This window comes from Microbacterium azadirachtae (assembly GCF_000956545.1).
GTDB classification, from domain to species: domain Bacteria; phylum Actinomycetota; class Actinomycetes; order Actinomycetales; family Microbacteriaceae; genus Microbacterium; species Microbacterium azadirachtae.
Genome location: NZ_JYIT01000083.1, coordinates 129,975 through 146,268, shown reverse-complemented (window position 1 = coordinate 146,268; position 16,294 = coordinate 129,975). Strand labels below are relative to the sequence as shown.

19 protein-coding genes are annotated in these 16,294 nt (G+C 71.9%); 8 read left to right on the top strand and 11 right to left on the bottom strand.

The window, feature by feature from the left end; all coding sequences use genetic code 11:
• Positions 1 to 29: 29 nt before the first annotated feature.
• Complete coding sequence (locus RL72_RS19270; protein WP_052674449.1) at positions 30 to 557, bottom strand: DUF302 domain-containing protein; 528 nt, start codon at positions 555 to 557, stop codon at positions 30 to 32.
• A gap of 79 nt (positions 558 to 636) precedes the next feature.
• Here RL72_RS19270 and RL72_RS14700 point away from each other — a divergent pair, with 79 nt between their 5' ends.
• Complete coding sequence (locus tag RL72_RS14700) at positions 637 to 1,287, top strand: hypothetical protein (RefSeq protein WP_045251594.1); 651 nt, start codon at positions 637 to 639, stop codon at positions 1,285 to 1,287.
• Positions 1,288 to 1,430: 143 nt separating this feature from the next.
• The gene (locus RL72_RS20500; RefSeq protein ID WP_248700483.1) at positions 1,431 to 2,426 is read left to right on the top strand and encodes a GNAT family N-acetyltransferase; all 996 of its coding nucleotides are present in this window, start codon (positions 1,431 to 1,433) and stop codon (positions 2,424 to 2,426) included.
• Between the two features lie 38 nt (positions 2,427 to 2,464).
• Here RL72_RS20500 and RL72_RS14685 read toward each other — a convergent pair whose 3' ends face one another.
• The 5 genes from RL72_RS14685 to RL72_RS14665 form a co-directional block, all read right to left on the bottom strand.
• The gene (locus RL72_RS14685; protein WP_045251593.1) at positions 2,465 to 3,013 is read right to left on the bottom strand and encodes a TetR/AcrR family transcriptional regulator; all 549 of its coding nucleotides are present in this window, start codon (positions 3,011 to 3,013) and stop codon (positions 2,465 to 2,467) included.
• Between the two features lie 3 nt (positions 3,014 to 3,016).
• Positions 3,017 to 3,448: a tautomerase family protein gene (locus tag RL72_RS14680; RefSeq protein ID WP_045251592.1), complete on the bottom strand. Its 432-nt coding sequence runs from the start codon at positions 3,446 to 3,448 to the stop codon at positions 3,017 to 3,019.
• A 118-nt stretch (positions 3,449 to 3,566) separates the two neighbouring features.
• Complete coding sequence (locus RL72_RS14675) at positions 3,567 to 3,824, bottom strand: DUF6510 family protein (protein ID WP_045251591.1); 258 nt, start codon at positions 3,822 to 3,824, stop codon at positions 3,567 to 3,569.
• A complete protein-coding gene (locus tag RL72_RS14670) occupies positions 3,824 to 4,588 on the bottom strand; it encodes an FAD-binding oxidoreductase (protein ID WP_248700482.1) in 765 nt (254 codons plus the stop codon). The genes RL72_RS14675 and RL72_RS14670 overlap by 1 nt, the downstream gene beginning before the upstream one ends.
• Positions 4,585 to 5,175 carry a molybdopterin-dependent oxidoreductase gene (locus RL72_RS14665; protein ID WP_045251590.1) on the bottom strand — a complete coding sequence of 197 codons (591 nt, stop codon included), beginning with the start codon at positions 5,173 to 5,175 and terminating at the stop codon, positions 4,585 to 4,587. Before RL72_RS14665 ends, RL72_RS14670 begins: the two co-directional genes overlap by 4 nt.
• 248 nt (positions 5,176 to 5,423) lie before the next feature.
• Between RL72_RS14665 and RL72_RS14660 the strand changes: the two genes are divergently transcribed.
• The 5 genes from RL72_RS14660 to RL72_RS14640 all read left to right on the top strand — a co-directional run bounded on the left by RL72_RS14660 (position 5,424) and on the right by RL72_RS14640 (position 10,848).
• A complete protein-coding gene (locus tag RL72_RS14660; protein ID WP_045251589.1) occupies positions 5,424 to 6,752 on the top strand; it encodes an HNH endonuclease in 1,329 nt (442 codons plus the stop codon).
• Between the two features lie 96 nt (positions 6,753 to 6,848).
• Positions 6,849 to 7,418 (top strand): dihydrofolate reductase family protein, encoded by a 570-nt coding sequence (locus tag RL72_RS14655; protein WP_045251588.1) that lies wholly within the window; start codon positions 6,849 to 6,851, stop codon positions 7,416 to 7,418.
• 14 nt (positions 7,419 to 7,432) lie between these two features.
• Entirely contained in the window at positions 7,433 to 7,789 is a 357-nt protein-coding gene (locus RL72_RS14650) for a YciI family protein (protein ID WP_045251587.1), read from the top strand.
• Entirely contained in the window at positions 7,789 to 9,066 is a 1,278-nt protein-coding gene (locus tag RL72_RS14645; RefSeq protein WP_045251586.1) for an RNA polymerase sigma factor, read from the top strand. The genes RL72_RS14650 and RL72_RS14645 overlap by 1 nt, the downstream gene beginning before the upstream one ends.
• Before the next feature lie 210 nt (positions 9,067 to 9,276).
• Entirely contained in the window at positions 9,277 to 10,848 is a 1,572-nt protein-coding gene (locus tag RL72_RS14640; RefSeq protein WP_045251585.1) for a Na+/H+ antiporter, read from the top strand.
• Here the strand turns inward: RL72_RS14640 and RL72_RS14635 are convergent.
• From RL72_RS14635 to RL72_RS14615, 5 genes are all read right to left on the bottom strand, one after another.
• The gene (locus RL72_RS14635; protein WP_045251584.1) at positions 10,828 to 11,805 is read right to left on the bottom strand and encodes a carbohydrate kinase family protein; all 978 of its coding nucleotides are present in this window, start codon (positions 11,803 to 11,805) and stop codon (positions 10,828 to 10,830) included. The two genes, RL72_RS14640 and RL72_RS14635, sit on opposite strands and share 21 nt — an antisense overlap.
• Positions 11,802 to 12,122: a putative quinol monooxygenase gene (locus RL72_RS14630; protein WP_052674456.1), complete on the bottom strand. Its 321-nt coding sequence runs from the start codon at positions 12,120 to 12,122 to the stop codon at positions 11,802 to 11,804. The genes RL72_RS14635 and RL72_RS14630 overlap by 4 nt, the downstream gene beginning before the upstream one ends.
• Before the next feature lie 5 nt (positions 12,123 to 12,127).
• Entirely contained in the window at positions 12,128 to 12,910 is a 783-nt protein-coding gene (locus RL72_RS14625) for an ATP-binding cassette domain-containing protein (protein ID WP_045251582.1), read from the bottom strand.
• Positions 12,907 to 13,959: an ABC transporter permease gene (locus RL72_RS14620; RefSeq protein WP_045251581.1), complete on the bottom strand. Its 1,053-nt coding sequence runs from the start codon at positions 13,957 to 13,959 to the stop codon at positions 12,907 to 12,909. The genes RL72_RS14625 and RL72_RS14620 overlap by 4 nt, the downstream gene beginning before the upstream one ends.
• A 75-nt stretch (positions 13,960 to 14,034) precedes the next feature.
• Positions 14,035 to 15,126: a substrate-binding domain-containing protein gene (locus RL72_RS14615; RefSeq protein ID WP_175491270.1), complete on the bottom strand. Its 1,092-nt coding sequence runs from the start codon at positions 15,124 to 15,126 to the stop codon at positions 14,035 to 14,037.
• 118 nt (positions 15,127 to 15,244) lie between these two features.
• Between RL72_RS14615 and RL72_RS14610 the strand changes: the two genes are divergently transcribed.
• Positions 15,245 to 16,288 carry a LacI family DNA-binding transcriptional regulator gene (locus RL72_RS14610; RefSeq protein WP_045251579.1) on the top strand — a complete coding sequence of 348 codons (1,044 nt, stop codon included), beginning with the start codon at positions 15,245 to 15,247 and terminating at the stop codon, positions 16,286 to 16,288.
• Positions 16,289 to 16,294: the final 6 nt, after the last annotated feature.

Below are 16,294 nucleotides of genomic sequence, written 5' to 3'. Positions count from 1 at the left end.
CGTAGCCAGCGCATCCCCCGCGCGGCCGGTCAGCGACGCAGCGCAGCAGGGCGCGGCAGCCCGATCTCCTCGAGGAGGTCGCCGAGGGCGCGATCGAGTTCCGCGCCCGCCTGCGTGATCTTGTTGACGCCGAAGCCGGCGAGCCGGGCGCCCGGCGCCTCGAAGCTCAGCGTGGTCCCCGGAGCGCCCGAGGTGTGCGCCTCGATGCGCAGCGGCGCATAGAGCATCGTGCCGGGATCGTGCCGGAACAGCCGCGCGGCGATCCCGTGGTGCGCGATCAGCCACACCGCGCTGCGGGAGCCGCCGCCGGCGCGCTCCATGAGCGCATCCGGGCGCCAGGTCCAGACCCGGACGAACCCGCTCGGCGCCTCCCACTGCAGCCCGCGCACGAAGGCCGCCCAGTCGCCGCCGCGCACCTCGGCGAGCGCATCCTCGTCCGACAGCGCGGGGACCGCGGCCTCGAACGCCCCGACCAGCGCGTCGAACTGCGCGTTCGTCTCGAGCCGGACCCGTCGCCCGGCGTGTTCGAAGACGGACTCGGCCGCGTCGTAGCTCACCGGACCATCCTCTCGCAGCGTCGGCGGGCCGACGCCGTCGCGGCACGCCGCTACGCTCGATCACGGAGAGGACGCACCCATGTCAACCGACGAGCATACGTCGCGCGTGAACGCCTCGCGCCGCCAGAGCCGCGCCCGCGTGATCACGATGGCGCGGATCCTGCTGCCCACCTGGGACGGATCCCTCCCGGCACTGACGGCGGAGCTGCGCCGCGAAGCCGGTCTCACCGACGGCGCGTTCCGCACCCTGTTCCCCGGCGACCGCGACCTCCTGCACGCCGTCGACCACGAGCTGCTCGAGGAGTGCGCCCAGCGCGTGCGGTCGGCCGCCGAGTCGTTCGATCCGCAGGCGCACCCCGGCGAAGCACCCGAGGTCGCGATCTCCGCGGCGCTCGCGCAGGCACGGCCGCTCGACTGGAGCTCTCTGACGATCCGGCTGCGGGAGCGGCAGCTCGCGGCCTCCACCGGCGCGCGCAGCGAGGACGTGATCGAGTCCGAGCGCGCGTTCCTGCCCGCGCTGCTGGAGGCGTTCGAGCTGCTGCTGTCGCGCATCGGACGCCGGTTCGAGTGGCAGCCGGCGCTCGGCGTGCGGGTCGTGATCCTCACCTACGAGCGGTCGTTCGAGTCGTGGATCGCCTCCGGCGGCAACGAGAAGTCGTTCCCGGAGTCGAGCTACGTGCGCCACACCCTGCCGGCGCTGCTGCTCGGCGTGAGCCGCCCGCAGGACTGACGGCCCCGGCTCCGCGCCTCCGGATCCGACGAGCAGGCCGGTTCCGACGCATCACCCGCGACCAGGCCAGCATCCTTCGATTGGCCGGGCCCCGACGCGAAGCGGACGGCCCCTCCCCGTCACGAACGGTGCAGGCTCGAAGCATGCCGACTCCCGAAATCCGCATCACGCCCCTGAGCGACGCCGCCGACGCGCGTGCGTTCCGGGAGATCAACGAGGACTGGATCTCCCGCATGTTCACCCTCACCGACTCCGATCGAACGCTGCTCGCGGATCCGGTGACCCGCATCGTCGAGCCCGGCGGGGATGTGCTGATCGCCCGCGACGGATCGGGTGAGGCCCTCGGCTGCGTCGCGGTGATCGCGTACGGCGACGGCGTGTTCGAACTCGCGAAGATGGGGGTGCGACCGGAGGCCCAGGGCGGCGGGATCGGACGGCGCCTCGTCGAGGCGGGCGTCCGTCGCGCCGCCGAGCTGGGCGGCCGACGGCTGTTCCTCGGGACGAACGGCAGACTCGCCCCCGCCGTGCACCTGTACGAGGAGGCCGGGTTCCGGCGCATCACCCGCGAGCAGCTGCCCGTCGCCGACTACTACGCGCGGGCCGACATCCTCATGGAGCGGCGACTGGATCCGGATCCGCGGTCCGCGGACTCCGAGGAGGCGGGCACCGCGCCGCTCCCCGTGCTCGACTATCTGCGTCGCGAGATCGACGGCACGCTGCGACCCGGCGACCGCACCCACCTGCGCTATCCGACCGCCATCTCGGGGCTGCTCGGGTTCCGCACGACCGCGGTCGGCCGCGGATCCGCGACGATCGAGGTCGAGGCGGATCCGCGATCGCACGGCAATCAGCAGGGCACGGTGCACGGCGGGTTCCTCGTCGAGCTGGCCGACGCCGCGATCGGCACCGCCCAATCGACCCTGCTGACCGAGGGCGAGTCGTTCGCGAGCGTGGAGCTGAGCGCCCGATTCCTGCGCCCGGTGTGGTCGGGGCGCCTCACCGCCGTGGCGACCGTGACGCATGCGGGGCGCACCCTCAGCCACTTCGACTGCGCGATCACGCGGGCCGACGGCAAACCCGTGGCGGCGGTGACGAGCGTCGTGATGACGCTCCGCGGCGATGACGCTGCGGGGAGGTAGCGGCCGAGGCTGAGCCCTCGGGACCCGGACAGAACCGGCTACCCCGCGGCGCCCCGCAACTGCGCCGTCACCAGGTCGAAGCTCTCGAAAGAGCGCTCCGCGCGGGAGATCGCGACGGCTCCTTCGGTGGCCGCCAGCACCTGCGCAGCGAATCCCTGCGCCCGCGCGGGGTCCATCCCGCCCGCCACGAAGAGCCGCGCCAGCAGCCCGCGCCAGTCGCGGAACAGACCGCCCGCCTTCGCCCGCAGCTCCCCCTCGCCCGTCGACGTGCTCACCGCGAGCAGAGAGCAGCCGACGGCGAAGTCGGTCAGCTCGAGCCCGCGCCGCCAGCCGTCCGTGAACGCCCGCACGACCGTGACCGGATCCTGCCCCGTCAACTGCTCGAGCCGCTCGAAGGTGCGCGCGCTCTGCACGTCGAGGGCCGCGGCGACCAGCTCGTCCTTGCCTCCGGGGAAGTGATGGTAGATGGATCCCCGGGGTGCTCCCGATCGCGCGATCACCTCGGTGAACGACGCCGCCTGATAGCCGTCCTCCGCGAGGATCCGGATCGCGGCGTCGATCATCGCCGCGCGCGCATCCGTCGCCATGGGTCAGGCTCCCTGCAGTTTCGCGATCTCGGCCCTGGCCGCCTGCACGAGGTCCGCGTTCGTGTGCGCCGTGCCCCACAGGCCCCAGCCGCCTTCGACCGCCTCGGTGAGCAGCACCCAGGTGCGCTCCGCCAGCGACGGGTCGCCGGCGGCCTCGGCGACGGCATCGGTCAGCCGTGCGACGACTGCGAGCTGCTTGTCGCGGTCGAGCGCGCCGGCGTTGGTGAGCACCTGGACCCGCACGTGGTCGCTGTCGCCGTCGACGTTGCGGATCGCGCCGGCGGGGAGCTCGTGCACGAACGCCGCCGTGTTCTTGCGGAACATCGGGATGTCGGGCACCTGCTCGACCTGCATCACGATCTCGGCCAGACGGCGCCCCAGGGTTTGCGGATCCGCGAACGTGCCCTCCGTCGCGTACAGATCGATCATCGGCATGACGAGCTCCTTCGTTCTATGATGATCGTCATAGTATGACGAGCGTCATAGTCCGCGCAAGAGGCGCCCTCGGGCGCTCCTCCGCCGGCCGGGCGGGTCAGCGCGTCGGCCGACCGGGTCAGCGCGCCGGGATCTCGATCGCGCCCGTGCCGGTGAAGTTCACGAAGGTGCGGTCCCCGGTCTCGACGATCGTGAGCAGCACCTGTCCGCAGGCGGGGCATCGCGCGACGATCCCGGCGCCACTGCGGAACACGATCGTCGTCGCGATCTCGCCGACGTTGCCGCAGCCGTTGCATCGCGCCCGCGCGGTGGTGGCATCGAAGGCCAGCAGGTCGGTCAGCGCCCCCGCCAGCAGGTTCCCGTCGAAGTGCTGCATCAGGTTCCTCCGTAGCGCTCGGTGCGGATCGCGCGCGGATCGTGCCCCCGGTCGACGAGCCACGTCGCGACCTGCTCGACGAAGGCCGTCGCGCCGCACACGTAGACGAGAGGGTCGCCCTCGGGGCCGAACGTCGCCGCGGCGAGGCGTTCGCGCGTGAGGCGTCCGACCGGGGCGTCGTCGCCCGCGGGCGCGCGTCGCGTGTAGACGTAGTCCGCGACGAACGGCACGGATCCGTGCGCCGCCGCATCGAGCTCCTGCGCGAAGAACACGTCATCGGGCGTGCGTACCGAGTACAGCAGGCGGAACGGCGTGGCGTCCGCCGCGTCCAGGTGCGCCTGAGCGATCGCATACAGCGGGACCACCCCCGATCCGCCGGCGATGAGCTGCACCGGCCGTCCTGCTCCGCCGTCCGCAGGGGCGCGCCAGACGAAGTACGCGCCGAGCGGCCCGTGAACCTCCAGCCGGTCCCCCGCCCTCAGCTCGTCGATGAGGAACGGCGACACCTCGCCGTCGGGGACCCGGGCGACGGCGAGCACGACCCGGGCGCCATCGCCCGCGGAGGCGATCGAGTACGACCGTGTCGCCGTGTAGCCGTCGGGCGCGGTCAGGCGCACGTCGAGGTGCTGGCCCGGCAGGTTCCCCGGCCAGCCCGCCACGTCGAGCACGATGCGCGCGGCCGTGGGCGTCTCGCGCCGCACCTCGACGACGTCGGCCGTGTGCCAGGCCGCGCGCGGCAGCACGCGCTCCGTCACGACGCTCACCAGTAGCGCTCCTCCTTCCACGGATCCCCGTGGAGGTGGTATCCGTTCTGCTCCCAGAAGCCCGGCTCGTCGTCGGAGAGGAGGTCGAGCCCGCGGATCCACTTCGCGCTCTTCCAGAAGTACAGATGCGGCACGAGCAGCCGGGCGGGCCCGCCGTGCTCGGGATCGAGGGGCTCGCCCTCGAACTCGAACACGACCCAGGCCTTGCCGTCGCGAAGATCCTCGAGAGGCACGTTCGTCGTGTAGCCGCCGTAGCTGTGCGCCATCGCGAACTCCTCGGACGCCTCGACGTCGGCGAGCAGCGTGTCGATCGAGACGCCCCGCCAGCGGGTTCCGAGCTTCGACCAGTGCGTGACGCAGTGGATGTCGACGACCACGTCCTCGACCTCGAGCTGCTGGAACTCGTCCCAGCTCCACCGCCGCACGCCCGCGGCGCTGCGGATCGTGAACTCCCAGTCCTCGGTGAAGACCTGCGGCGTGGGACCGGCCGAGAGCACCGGGAAGTCGTGCACGAGGGTCTGCCCCGGCGGAAGCCGGTCGTCCTGATCCCGGCGCCGGCCGGTGAAGCCTCGGGTGATGAACGACATCGCGAACCCCTCTCGCGGGAAGACGCCGGGACGTGAACACGCTCAGCCTGTCACTCGCGGACGGCCGGCGCCAGGGCTGCATCAGACTCCTGGCGTGGCGATGCGCAATCCGTCGGAGGACGGGCGTTCGGCAGTATGGGCGCTCCACGACATCGGGAGGAGGCGATCGCAGGATGCTCCCAGGTCTGCGGCCAGATCCACCTGTGGATAAATGGGAACAAATCTTCGAATCTCGCTAGAATCGGAGCATGACCAGCACCCTCGACCCGATCCGGGAAGCCACTCGGCTCCTGGATGAGGCATGGGCGGGCGCGGAGTCCGGGGCGGCGTTGTCACGGACGCAGCTGCTGGCGGTGAACGAGGCGATCGGGCGGCTCAAGCGCGCTGCGGATGCGGTGCACGCGGAGGTCGCGGCCCGGATCGCGCGGGAGTCGCGGCACGAGCTCGGACCGGCGTCGCTGGCGAAGCAGCAGGGTTACCGGAACGCGGCACAGCTGATCGCGACGACCACGGGGGCGTCGACCGGGGAGGCGCTCCGACTCGTGACGGTCGGCGAGGCGACCGCGCCGCGCACGAACCTGATCGGCGAGGCGCTTCCTGCGAAGTTCCCCGCTCTGCAGGAGACGCTGTCCGCGGGACGGGTCGGCGCCGCGGCGGCGGGGATGATCGTCGCCTTCCTGGATCGCATGATCCCGAAGGTCGGTCGCGACGCGGCCGCAGAGGCCGAACGGCTGCTGGTCGGCCTCGCTCCGGGGTTGTCCGCCGACGAGGTCCGCCGAGCGATCACCCGGACCGAGGCACATCTGGATCCGGACGGGGTCGCTCCGCGGGAGGACGCACTGCGTGCGCAGGCGGGCCTGTCGATGTTCGAACGGGGCGGGATGCTGCACGTGAACGCCACCCTCGACCCTGCCCGGGCCGCCTCCGTCAAGACCGCGATCGAAGGGTTCGTGTCGGCCGGGTTCGCCGCGAAGCACGAGAGCGACGACCCGGGCTCCGACCGCCGCACCGTGGCGCAGATCCAGGCCGACGCGCTCGTGCACCTCGCCGAGCACGGCCTCACCTGCCTGAAGAACCAGACTCTGAACGGGGCGACCGTCGTGGTACGGGTGAACGCGGCCGATCTGGAAGCCGGGACCGGATCCGGGCGGATCGACGGCATCGAGCAGCCGGTCGGCATCGACACCGTGCGGCGGATGGCCGGCGGCGGCAGCGTCATTCGGTGGACCTGCGGACAGGAGGGGGAGATCCTGAACTGGGGGCGCAATCGGCGCCTGTTCAGCAGGACCCAGCGCCTGGCCTTGACCGAACGCGACGGGGGATGCGCCTTCTGCGGGCTGCCGCCCTCGATGACGAAGGCCCACCACATCGAATGGTGGGCTCGAGACCTCGGCACGACGGATCTCGCCAACGGGGTCCTGCTCTGCGAGACCTGCCACCACCTCGTCCACGACAACGGATGGGTCATCCGCATCGACGGCGTCGGGATCCGTGCGAAGGTCTGGTTCCTGCCGCCGCCCGGCACCGGTGCGCCGCCCCGGCTCGGCGGGCGCGCCCGCACCGAACGCATCGCGTGAGCAGATTCCTCCCCGCCTGTGTCCGGATCCGCCCTGCCCGTTCGACGGAACAGGTGAAGGGGCCGAAGGGCGGCCCCGCACCGGAAGGAAACGCACATGCGAAAGATCGTGGCTTTCGACCACATGACGCTCGACGGATACGTGTCGTCGGGCAAGGGGATGGGGTTCGAATGGACGAACCGCGCGTACGACGAGGAGCTGTCCGCCTACGCGCAGCACATCCAGGAGGACATCGACCTCCCCGTCTACGGGCGCGAGACGTATCTCGGGATGTCCGGGTACTGGAGCACTCAGCCCACCGCCGAGAGCACGCCCACCGAGCGCGCGCACGCGGAGTGGGTCAACGCGGTCGACAAGATCGTCGTGTCGACGACCCTCGAGTCCGCCGACTGGAACAACACGCGGCTCGTCCGAGGGAACCTCGCCGAGGAGTTCGGGCGCCTGAAGGAGCAGCCGGGAGGCACGATCGCGATCTACGCGAGTCCCAAGCTCGTGCACTCGTTCCTCGCCCTGGGCCTGATCGACGAGTTCCGCATCGTCCTGCATCCCGTCGTCATCGGCGGTGGCACGCCGCTGTTCCCGACGGGCACCGACCTCGAGCTGACCCTCGAGGAGTCCCGCTCCTTCGCCGCCGGGGCGACCTACCTGCGCTACAGCGTCGCCTGAGAGAGGATCAGACCATGCGATACCTGCTGCTCATCCGGCCCGACATCGAGGAACTGCCCGCCGACTGGGGTCCCGACCCCCGTCTCGAGGAGGAGATGGGCCACCTGCTCGAAGAGATGACGAAGGCCGGCGTGCTGCTGGACACGGCAGGGCTCCGTCCGCCCGAGGAGGGCGCGGTGCTCCGGCTCTCCGGCGGCGACGTGACCGTCGTCGACGGCCCGTACACCGAGTCGAAGGAGATGGTGGGCGGCTACTGCCTGCTCCAGACCCGCACGCGCGACGAGGCCGTCGAATGGGGCACGCGGTTCCTGCGCATCCACGGCCCCGAGTGGACGATGGCCCTCGAGCTGCGCGAACTCGACGGCGAATAGTGGCGACCGACCCGCCCGTCGACCGCGCGGTGCCGCGCGCGGTCGACGCGGCGTGGCGGATCGAATGGCCGCAGCTCGTCGCCGTGCTGACCCGTCTCGTGGGCGACATCACACTGGCCGAGGATCTGGCGCAGGACGCGCACCTGGCGGCGCTGGAGCAGTGGCCCCGGGACGGGATCCCGCACAATCCGGGCGCCTGGCTGACCGTCACGGCGAAGCGCCGGGCGATCGACCGGATCCGCCGCGACGCAACCCTCGCCCGCAAGCTGCCGCTGCTGGAGGGCGAGCTGCTTGCCGACGCCGCGTCGGCACCGGATCCGGGGTCGGTCGTGGACGGCGAGATCTCCGACGACCTGCTGCGGATGCTCTTCACGGCGTGCCACCCGGTGCTGCCGCGCACCTCCCAGGTCGCGCTGACGCTGCGCATGGTGGGCGGGCTCACGACCGAGGAGATCGCCCGGGCGTACGTGACCGCGACCCCGACGATCGTGCGCCGCATCTCCCGCGCGAAGAAGACCATCCGCGACCAGCGGATCCCCTACGAGGTGCCCTCGGGAGCCGAGCTCGCGGCCCGGCTCGACGCCGTGCTCGAGGTGATCTACCTCGTCTTCAACGAGGGCTACGCCGCGACGGCCGGCGACGACTGGATGCGCATCGATCTGTGCACGGAGGCGCTGCGCCTCGCCCGGCTCCTGTGCGCCCTGATGCCCGCCGAGCCGGAGGTGCACGGGCTCGCCGCGCTGCTGGAGCTGCAGGCGTCCCGGCTGCGCTCCCGGCACGACGCGTCCGGACGCCTCGTGCTGCTGCGCGACCAGGACCGCACCCGCTGGGACCGGCTGCTGATCCGCCGCGGTTACGCGGCGCTCGCCCGTGCGCACGCGCTCGCCCGGGACCGCGGACGGCCGCCCGGCCGCTACGCACTGCAGGCGGCGATCGCCGCCGCGCACGCGATGGCTGCGACGCAGGCCGACACCGACTGGCGCCGGATCGCAGGCCTCTACGCGGTGCTCGCCGCGCGGTTCCCGTCGCCGATCGTCGAGCTCAACCGGGCCGTGGCCGTCGCCGAGGTGCACGGGCCCGCCGCGGGCCTCGAGCTCGTGGATGCGCTCGTCGACGGCGGTGCGATCGACGACTACCACCTGCTGCACGCCGTGCGCGGCGACCTGCTGCAGCGCCTCGGACGCACGGCCGCGGCGCAGGCGGAGCTCCTGCGGGCGGCCGGGCTCACCGCGAACGCCGCCGAGCGGGCGATGCTGCTCGACCGGGCGGGCCGCTGAGCCCGCGGCACGGCGGCTGAGCCCGCGCGGCACCGCATCGCGACCGAGCGCCGACCACCGGCGAGGCGCACGAAACCGTTCGCTCCTGAACCCGTAACGGCGCCGAAACACCGGGGTGCGACGCTGGGCACGGCGAAGCTCCTCGAGTCGGCGTCGCGATGGCGGGATCCTGTTTCGCCGCATCGTCCCGCCTCCCGGAGAGGACTGCTCATGGATCCGCTCACCACCTTCGTCCTGATCGGCGCTCTCGTCGTGGCCGCCGCCTGGCTCGCGCCACGGCTCCGGCTGCCCGCGCCGCTGGTGCAGCTCCTGCTCGGGCTGCTCGTCGGGCTCCTCCCCCAAGTGCGCAGCATCCACCTCCCCTCCGACGCGGTGCTCGTGCTGTTCCTGCCTGCCCTGCTGTTCTGGGAGGCGCTGATGACGCCGCTGCGCGAAGTGCGCCGCGACCTGCGTGTCATCCTGCTGCTGAGCACGCTGCTCGTGGTCGCGACGACCTTCGGCACCGCCGGCATCGGCGTCGCGCTCGGATGGGGATGGCTGCCGGCGCTCGTCCTCGGCGCCGCGCTGGCCCCGACCGACGCCACCGCCGTCGGGGCGCTCGCCCGCGCCCTCCCCCATCGCAACGTGATCCAGCTGCGGGCCGAGAGCCTGGTCAACGACGGCACAGCCCTGGTGATCTACACGATCGTGATCGGACTGGCCGCGAGCGGCGCGCACTACAGCGGCTGGGAGATCACGGGCCTGGTCGGCCTGGCGTACGGCGGCGGAGCGGCCGTCGGGCTCCTCGCGGGTCTGCTGGGGACGTTCGTGCTGCGCCGCCTGACCGACCCGCTCCTGCACAACGCCGCCCTGGTGCTGGTGCCGTTCGCATCGTTCCTCGCCGCGGAGCAGATCCACGCCTCGGGCGTCATCGCCGTCGTCATCGCCGGCCTGTACCTGAGTCGCACGGGTCCGCGCTCCGGCACCCCGCAGTCCCGGCAGCAGCGGGACGGCTTCTGGACCCTGGCGACCTCGACCCTCAACGGCGCCCTCTTCGTGCTGATCGGGATCGAGGCGCAGTCGGCGATGCGCTCGGTGCCGCTCGCGAGCATCCCGATGCTGCTCGTGCTGTGCGTGCTGATCTGGATCGCGATCCTGCTCATCCGCTTCGGGTTCCAGATGATCACGACCTGGGGGATCCGGCTCGTGGACCGGAGCCCCGCTCAGCGCCAGAAGCGCATGACGCATCGCGCCAGGGTCGTCTCGACGGTCGCGGGCTTCCGTGGCGCGATCTCCCTGGCCGTCGCCCTCGCCGTGCCCGCCGACATGCCCGGTCGCGCGGAGATCATCTTCGTCGCCACGGGCGTCATCATCCTCACGATCCTCGCGCAGGGGATGCTCCTGCCCGCCGTGATCCGGTGGGCGCGCTTCGAGCCCGACACGATGGTGGCCGCCGAGTTCACGCGCGCGCACCGCGCCGCACTGCTCTCCGCGATCCACGCCTCGCCCGGGCTCGCCCGGGAGATCGACGTGCCGGAGCACGTGCGCGAGCGCGTGGTGGAGGAGTATCGCGACCGTCTCGAGCGGATCGGCGCCGCCCCGGAGCCGGGGCGCAGCACCCGCCGGGATCTCGACCACGACTACGCCGCGCTGAGCCTCGCCCTCGTGGACCACACGCGCGAGGTCGTGATCCGGCTGCGCAACCACGGCGCGATCAGCGACGCCACGCTGCACCGGCTGCAGACGCGCCTGGACCGCGATGCCCTGCACCTCACCCCGGCGTCAGCGGAGCGGCACGACTGAGCCCTGCTCCGCCGCCGGCGTCGGATCCGCGGCGAGCGCCCGATCGAGCGCCCGGTCGAGCTCCGCGGCGGTCGGGGGCATGGCGCCGGCACGGCCGACCGTCAGCGCGGCCGATGCGGCGGCGACGGCGCCGATCTCGGCGAGCTGCGCCCGGGTGAACCGGCCCGCTCGCGCGTCGTCGATGCCGACCCGCCGCACGATCGCGGCGATGAGCCCCGACATGTACGCGTCTCCGGCGCCGATGGTGTCCACGGCGACCGTGGGCCGCACCGGCACCTCGACGCGCAGCTCGCCCGTATGCAGCACGCTGCCCTCCGCACCTCGGGTCATGACGACGAGCCGCGCCCCGGCCGCGAGCAGGCGCTCCGGCGCGGCCTGGGCATCGTCGGGGTAGAGCCACGCGGCGTCCTCGTCGCTGAGCTTGACCACCGCGGCGCGCGCGGCGTACGCCTCGACCCGCGCCCTGGTCTCCTCGCGCGGCGGCATGAGCGCCGCGCGGATGTTCGGGTCGAACGTGACGAGCACCTGCTCGGGGAGTCCCGCGACGAGCTCCCGCACGCCGTCGGCGCCGGGCGCGCGCAGCGCGCCGATCGATCCGACGTGCACCACGTCGAATCCCGCGGTCGCCGGCGGGGTGGAGAAGGCCCAGGCGAGATCGAACTCGTAGCTCGCGGATCCGTCCGCGCCGATCCTGGCCAGCGCGGTCGACGTCGGCCGGCCGGCGTCGGCGGTGCGCACGATCGCGACTCCGGCCTCGGCCAGATGCCGCACGATCGCGGATCCGCCCTCGTCCGTGCCGAACGCCGTCGCGAAGGTCGTGGCGAGCCCGAGGCGTGCGAGCCCGAAGGCGACGTTCAGCGGGCTGCCGCCGACGTGGCGGGCCTGCCGGCCGCCCCGGTCGACGATGTCGATGAGCGCCTCGCCGATGACGAGGATCCGCTCGGCGCCGGCCGTCATGCGACCGCCGCCTCTGCGACGCCGTGCGCGTCCGGGATCTCCGCCAGCCAGGTCAACCGTGAGCCGCCGCCGACCACGAGGGGTGCCAGGGCGGCGTTGAACACCGCGTTCGCGGGGGCCGAGACGTGCGCGCGGAACGCCGCGTCGTCGGCGTACTCCTCGTAGACGAAGAAGCGGTCGGGATCGTCCCGCAGCCGATGCGCGTCGAAGCGCACGGCGCCCGGCTCCTCCGCCACGCTCCGGCGGTACCCGGCCACGAGGGACGCCACCGCGTCCCCCGCACCGGGCACCGCCCGGAACTCCGCGTAGAGATGCATCGAGGTCACAGCGTCTGCGCGCCCGTCATGATCGCCACGGCCTCGCCCATGGTGTGCGACTGGGGCGTGATCGTGCCCGCGCGCTTGCCGAGCCGCTGGATGTGGATCCGGTCGGCGACCTCGAACACGTGCGGCATGTTGTGGCTGATCAGGATCACGGGCACGCCGGTGTCGCGCAGGCGCTTGATGAGCTCGAGCACCTGGTTGCCCTCGCGCACGCCCAGCGCGGCGGTCGGCTCGTCGAGCACGACGACCTTCGAGCCGAAGGCGGCGGCGCGGGCCACGGCGACGGCCTGACGCTGTCCGCCGGAGAGGTTCTCGATCGGCACCGTGACGTCCTGCAGCGTCGAGATCCCGAGCCGGGTGAGCTCCTCGCGGGCGTTGCGGCGCATCGCCTTCGTGTCGAGCATGCGCAGCGCGGATCCGAGGAAGCCCGGACGGCGCAGCTCGCGGCCCAGGTACATGTTGCTGGCCACGTCGAGCGCCGGCGAGACGGCCAGCGACTGGTACACGGTCTCGATGCCGGCGTCGCGCGCGTCCTGCGGACGGCGGAAGTGCACCGGCTTGCCGTCGAGCAGCAGTTCGCCGCCGTCGGGGATCTCCGCGCCGGTGAGGCACTTGATGAGGGTGGTCTTGCCGGCGCCGTTGTCGCCGATGATCGCGAGCACCTCCCCCGCGTACAGGTCGAGGCTGACGCCGTCGAGACCGACGACATGCCCATAGGTCTTGACGAGCCGCTTGGCCGAGAGCACCGGCGTGCGGGTTTCCGTGGTGGTTGCGGCGTTCACTTGCGCACCTTCCGAATCCACTGATCGATGGAGACCGCGACGATGACGAGGATGCCGACGGCGAGGGTCTGGTACAGCACGTCCAGGCCGGCGAGGGCGAGGCCGTTGCGGAAGACGCCGACGATGAGCGCTCCGAGCAGGGTGCCCCACACGTTGCCGCGGCCGCCGAAGAGGCTCGTGCCGCCGATGACGACGGCGGTGATGGCGTTGAGGTTGGCGTCGACGGCGGCGTTCGGGCTGGACCCGAAGTCGCGGCCGATCTGGATCCAGGCGGCGAGCGCGACGATCGCGCCGGCGACCACGTAGACGCTCAGCAGCACGCGGTTCACCCGGATGCCGCTGAGGCGGGCGGCCTCGGGGTCGTCGCCGACCGCGTACACGTGACGGCCCCACGCCGTGCGGCCGAGCGCGAACGCGATGACCACGTAGAGCAGGATCATCATGAGCACGCCGTAGGTGACGTCGACGCCCAGGTGGAACGTGGATCCGGTCCAGGTGATGATGTCGGGCAGCTTGCTGCCCTGCACCGTCGCGCCGTTGGAGAGCAGCAGCGTGAGCGCGGTGAAGATGCTCAGCGTGCCGAGCGTGACGATGAACGGCGGCAGGTTGAGCCGGGTCACCAGGAAGCCGTTGATGACGCCGGTGACGACACCGGCGACGAGCCCGACCAGGAGCGCGAGGATCCCGGGGATCCCCAGCCCGGCGGCGGCGTTGCCGATCACGACCGAGCTGAGCACCATGGCGGCTCCGACGGAGAGGTCGATGCCGGCGGTGAGGATGACGAGGGTCTGGGCCACGCCGAGGGTGCCGATGACGGCGACCTGCTGGGTGACCAGGGACAGGTTGTTCGGGGCCAGGAACCGGGGGTTGATGACGCCGAAGATGATGATCGCGACGACGAGCACGATGGCCGGGCTGATCGCCGGGTAGCGGTAGAGGATCGCGCGGATCCGCTGCACCGGCGTCTGCCGGGCGAGGAACTCGTCGGCGAGGTGGAGCGCCGAGGTCGGCGGCCCCGCCTCGGGCGTGGTCGTGGTGGTGTCAGACATGAGGGCTTTCCCGTTCGAGAGAGATCCGAGACAGAGGAGGGAGGGGCGCCGGCTGCTCCGCCGGCGCCCCGGGGATCACTTGCCCCAGCAGGTGCCGGCGGCGTCGGCGGAGGTCAGGCTCTCCAGGCCGGTCTGGGCCTGGTCGGTCACGAGCTTCTGACCGGTGCTGAAGAAGTCGAGGCCATCGGTGGTCTTGGGCTTCTCACCGCCGCGGGCGATCTTCGCGATGGCCTCCATGCCGAGCGACGCCATCTTGGACGGGTACTGCTGCGCCGTCGCGCCGATGATGCCGTCCTTCACGTAGCCGACGCCCGTGCAGCCGCCGTCGATCGAGACGATCGTGACGTCCTTCTCCTTGCCCGCGGCCTTGAGCGCCTGGTACGCGCCGTACGCGGCGGGCTCGTTGATCGTGTACACGACGTTGATGTCGGGGTTCTTGGAGAGCAGCGTCTCCATGGCCGACCGGCCGCCGTCCTCGGCGCCCTGCGTGGCCTGGTGGCCGGCGATGGTGTACTCGCCGCCCTTGCCGCCCGTGTAGCTGCCGCTCTTGGCCTCGGATCCGTTCTTGCTCTTGTCCGGCACCGCGATGCCGAGTCCCTTCAGGAAGCCCTGGTCGCGGTTGAGGTCGACCGAGACGATCTGGTCGCTGAACAGGTCGAGCATCGCGATCGTCGCCTTCTTGCCGTCGAGCTTGGCGGCGGTCCACTTGCCGATCAGCTCGCCGGCGGCGAAGTTGTCGGTGGCGAAGGTGATGTCGACGGAGTCGGCCGGGTCGGGCACGGTGTCGAGGGCGATCACGTAGAGCCCGGCCTTGCGCGCCTTGGCGATCTCGTTGTTGACGGCCGATCCGTTCGGTGTGATCAGGATGCCCTTGTCGCCGCGGGAGATCGCGTTCTCGATCGCCTGGATCTGACTGTCGGTGTCGCCGTCCTTCTTGCCGGCGGCGAGGGTGAGCTTGACGTTCGCCTTCTTGGCGTCGGCCTGGGCGGCGTCCTCCATCGAGACGAAGTACGGGTTGGTGGTGGTCTTGACGATCAGCGTCACGCCGACCTCGTCGTTCGGCCCGGCGGTGGCGCCACCGCCGCCCGTCGACGAACAGGCGCTCAGGGAGAGCGCGGCGATGGCGGCGAACGAGGCCGCGGCCGCGAGCTTCGTGCGGCGAGTCATGTGCAGAGGCATCTTTGCTGTCCTTACAGGAGGGGGGCGTCCATGACACCCTGACAACGGTGTCAACAGCTATGTTTAACCTACCGACGCACGATGCGCAACCCTCCGGAGGAAGATGATGACACCGTTATCGGATCCTCGCCCGTCGCGCACCACGATCCGCGAGGTCGCCCAGCACGCGGGCGTGGGGATCAAGACCGTCTCGCGCGTCGTCAACAACGAGCCGAACGTCGCCCCCGCGACGGCGGCACGCGTGCGCGCCTCGATCGAGGAGCTGCGCTGGGAGCCCGACGCGCTCGCCGCGAACCTGCGGCGCACCACCACCCGCACCCGCACGATCGGCCTGCTGCTCGGAAGCGTGTCCAATCCCTTCGCGGCGGCGATCCACCGCGCGATCGAGGACGTGGCGGCGCACCGCGACGTCGCGGTGTTCGCCTCGAGCCTCGACGACGACCCCGCCCGCGAGGTCGCGGCTGTCGAGGCCTTCGTCCGGCGCAAGGTCGACGGGCTCATCCTCACCTGCGTCGCGGCGAGCCAGGCGTACCTGCGGGAGCTCGTGCCGCCGGACATGCCGATCGTCTTCATCGACCGCGAACCGGCGGAGTTCGCCGCCGACACCGTGCACTCCGACAATGTGGAGGGCGCACGGATGGCGACCCGCCACCTCCTCGGCTTCGGGCACCGTCGCCTGGCACTGCTGATCGACCGGCGCGAGATCTGGACCGCGCGCGAGCGGGAGCGCGGGTTCCTCCTCGCCCTCGACGAGTTCGGCATCGCGCCCGAGACCGCCACGATCCTGGACGGGCTGTCCGACCACGTGGCCGCGGAGCGCGCCGTGCTGTCGGTGCTCGGCGCACCGAACGCGCCCACCGCGATCGTGAGCGGTCAGAACCTCATCACCGTCGGCGCCGTGCATGCCCTGCGCAAGCTCGGCCGCCATCGGGATGTGGCGCTCATCGGCTTCGACGACCTGGAGCTGGCCGACCTGATGGACCCCGGCGTGAGCGTGGTCGCCCAGCGCCCCCAGGAGATCGGCGACGTCGCGGCCGCGCGACTGTTCGCGTCGCTCGACGCCGGGCGACGGCTGGATCCGGCCCCGATCATCGTGCCGGTGGACCTGATCCCGCGCGGCTCGGGCGAGATCCGCCCTCCGTCGGCCTGAGCGGAC

Bases quoted from the DNA above. Each gene is read 5' to 3' on its own strand.
- RL72_RS14640 (WP_045251585.1), top strand. From the start codon at position 9,277: ATGGATCCGCTCACCACCTTCGTCCTGATCGGCGCTCTCGTCGTGGCC.
- RL72_RS14650 (WP_045251587.1), top strand. From the start codon at position 7,433: ATGCGATACCTGCTGCTCATCCGGCCCGACATCGAGGAACTGCCCGCC.
- RL72_RS14655 (WP_045251588.1), top strand. From the start codon at position 6,849: ATGCGAAAGATCGTGGCTTTCGACCACATGACGCTCGACGGATACGTG.
- RL72_RS14675 (WP_045251591.1), bottom strand. From the start codon at position 3,824: ATGCAGCACTTCGACGGGAACCTGCTGGCGGGGGCGCTGACCGACCTG.
- RL72_RS14630 (WP_052674456.1), bottom strand. From the start codon at position 12,122: ATGCATCTCTACGCGGAGTTCCGGGCGGTGCCCGGTGCGGGGGACGCG.
- RL72_RS14660 (WP_045251589.1), top strand. From the start codon at position 5,424: ATGACCAGCACCCTCGACCCGATCCGGGAAGCCACTCGGCTCCTGGAT.
- RL72_RS14615 (WP_175491270.1), bottom strand. From the start codon at position 15,126: ATGACTCGCCGCACGAAGCTCGCGGCCGCGGCCTCGTTCGCCGCCATC.
- RL72_RS14685 (WP_045251593.1), bottom strand. From the start codon at position 3,013: ATGGCGACGGATGCGCGCGCGGCGATGATCGACGCCGCGATCCGGATC.
- RL72_RS20500 (WP_248700483.1), top strand. From the start codon at position 1,431: ATGCCGACTCCCGAAATCCGCATCACGCCCCTGAGCGACGCCGCCGAC.
- RL72_RS14665 (WP_045251590.1), bottom strand. From the start codon at position 5,175: ATGTCGTTCATCACCCGAGGCTTCACCGGCCGGCGCCGGGATCAGGAC.
- RL72_RS14635 (WP_045251584.1), bottom strand. From the start codon at position 11,805: ATGACGGCCGGCGCCGAGCGGATCCTCGTCATCGGCGAGGCGCTCATC.
- RL72_RS14680 (WP_045251592.1), bottom strand. From the start codon at position 3,448: ATGCCGATGATCGATCTGTACGCGACGGAGGGCACGTTCGCGGATCCG.
- RL72_RS14610 (WP_045251579.1), top strand. From the start codon at position 15,245: ATGACACCGTTATCGGATCCTCGCCCGTCGCGCACCACGATCCGCGAG.
- RL72_RS14620 (WP_045251581.1), bottom strand. From the start codon at position 13,959: ATGTCTGACACCACCACGACCACGCCCGAGGCGGGGCCGCCGACCTCG.
- RL72_RS14700 (WP_045251594.1), top strand. From the start codon at position 637: ATGTCAACCGACGAGCATACGTCGCGCGTGAACGCCTCGCGCCGCCAG.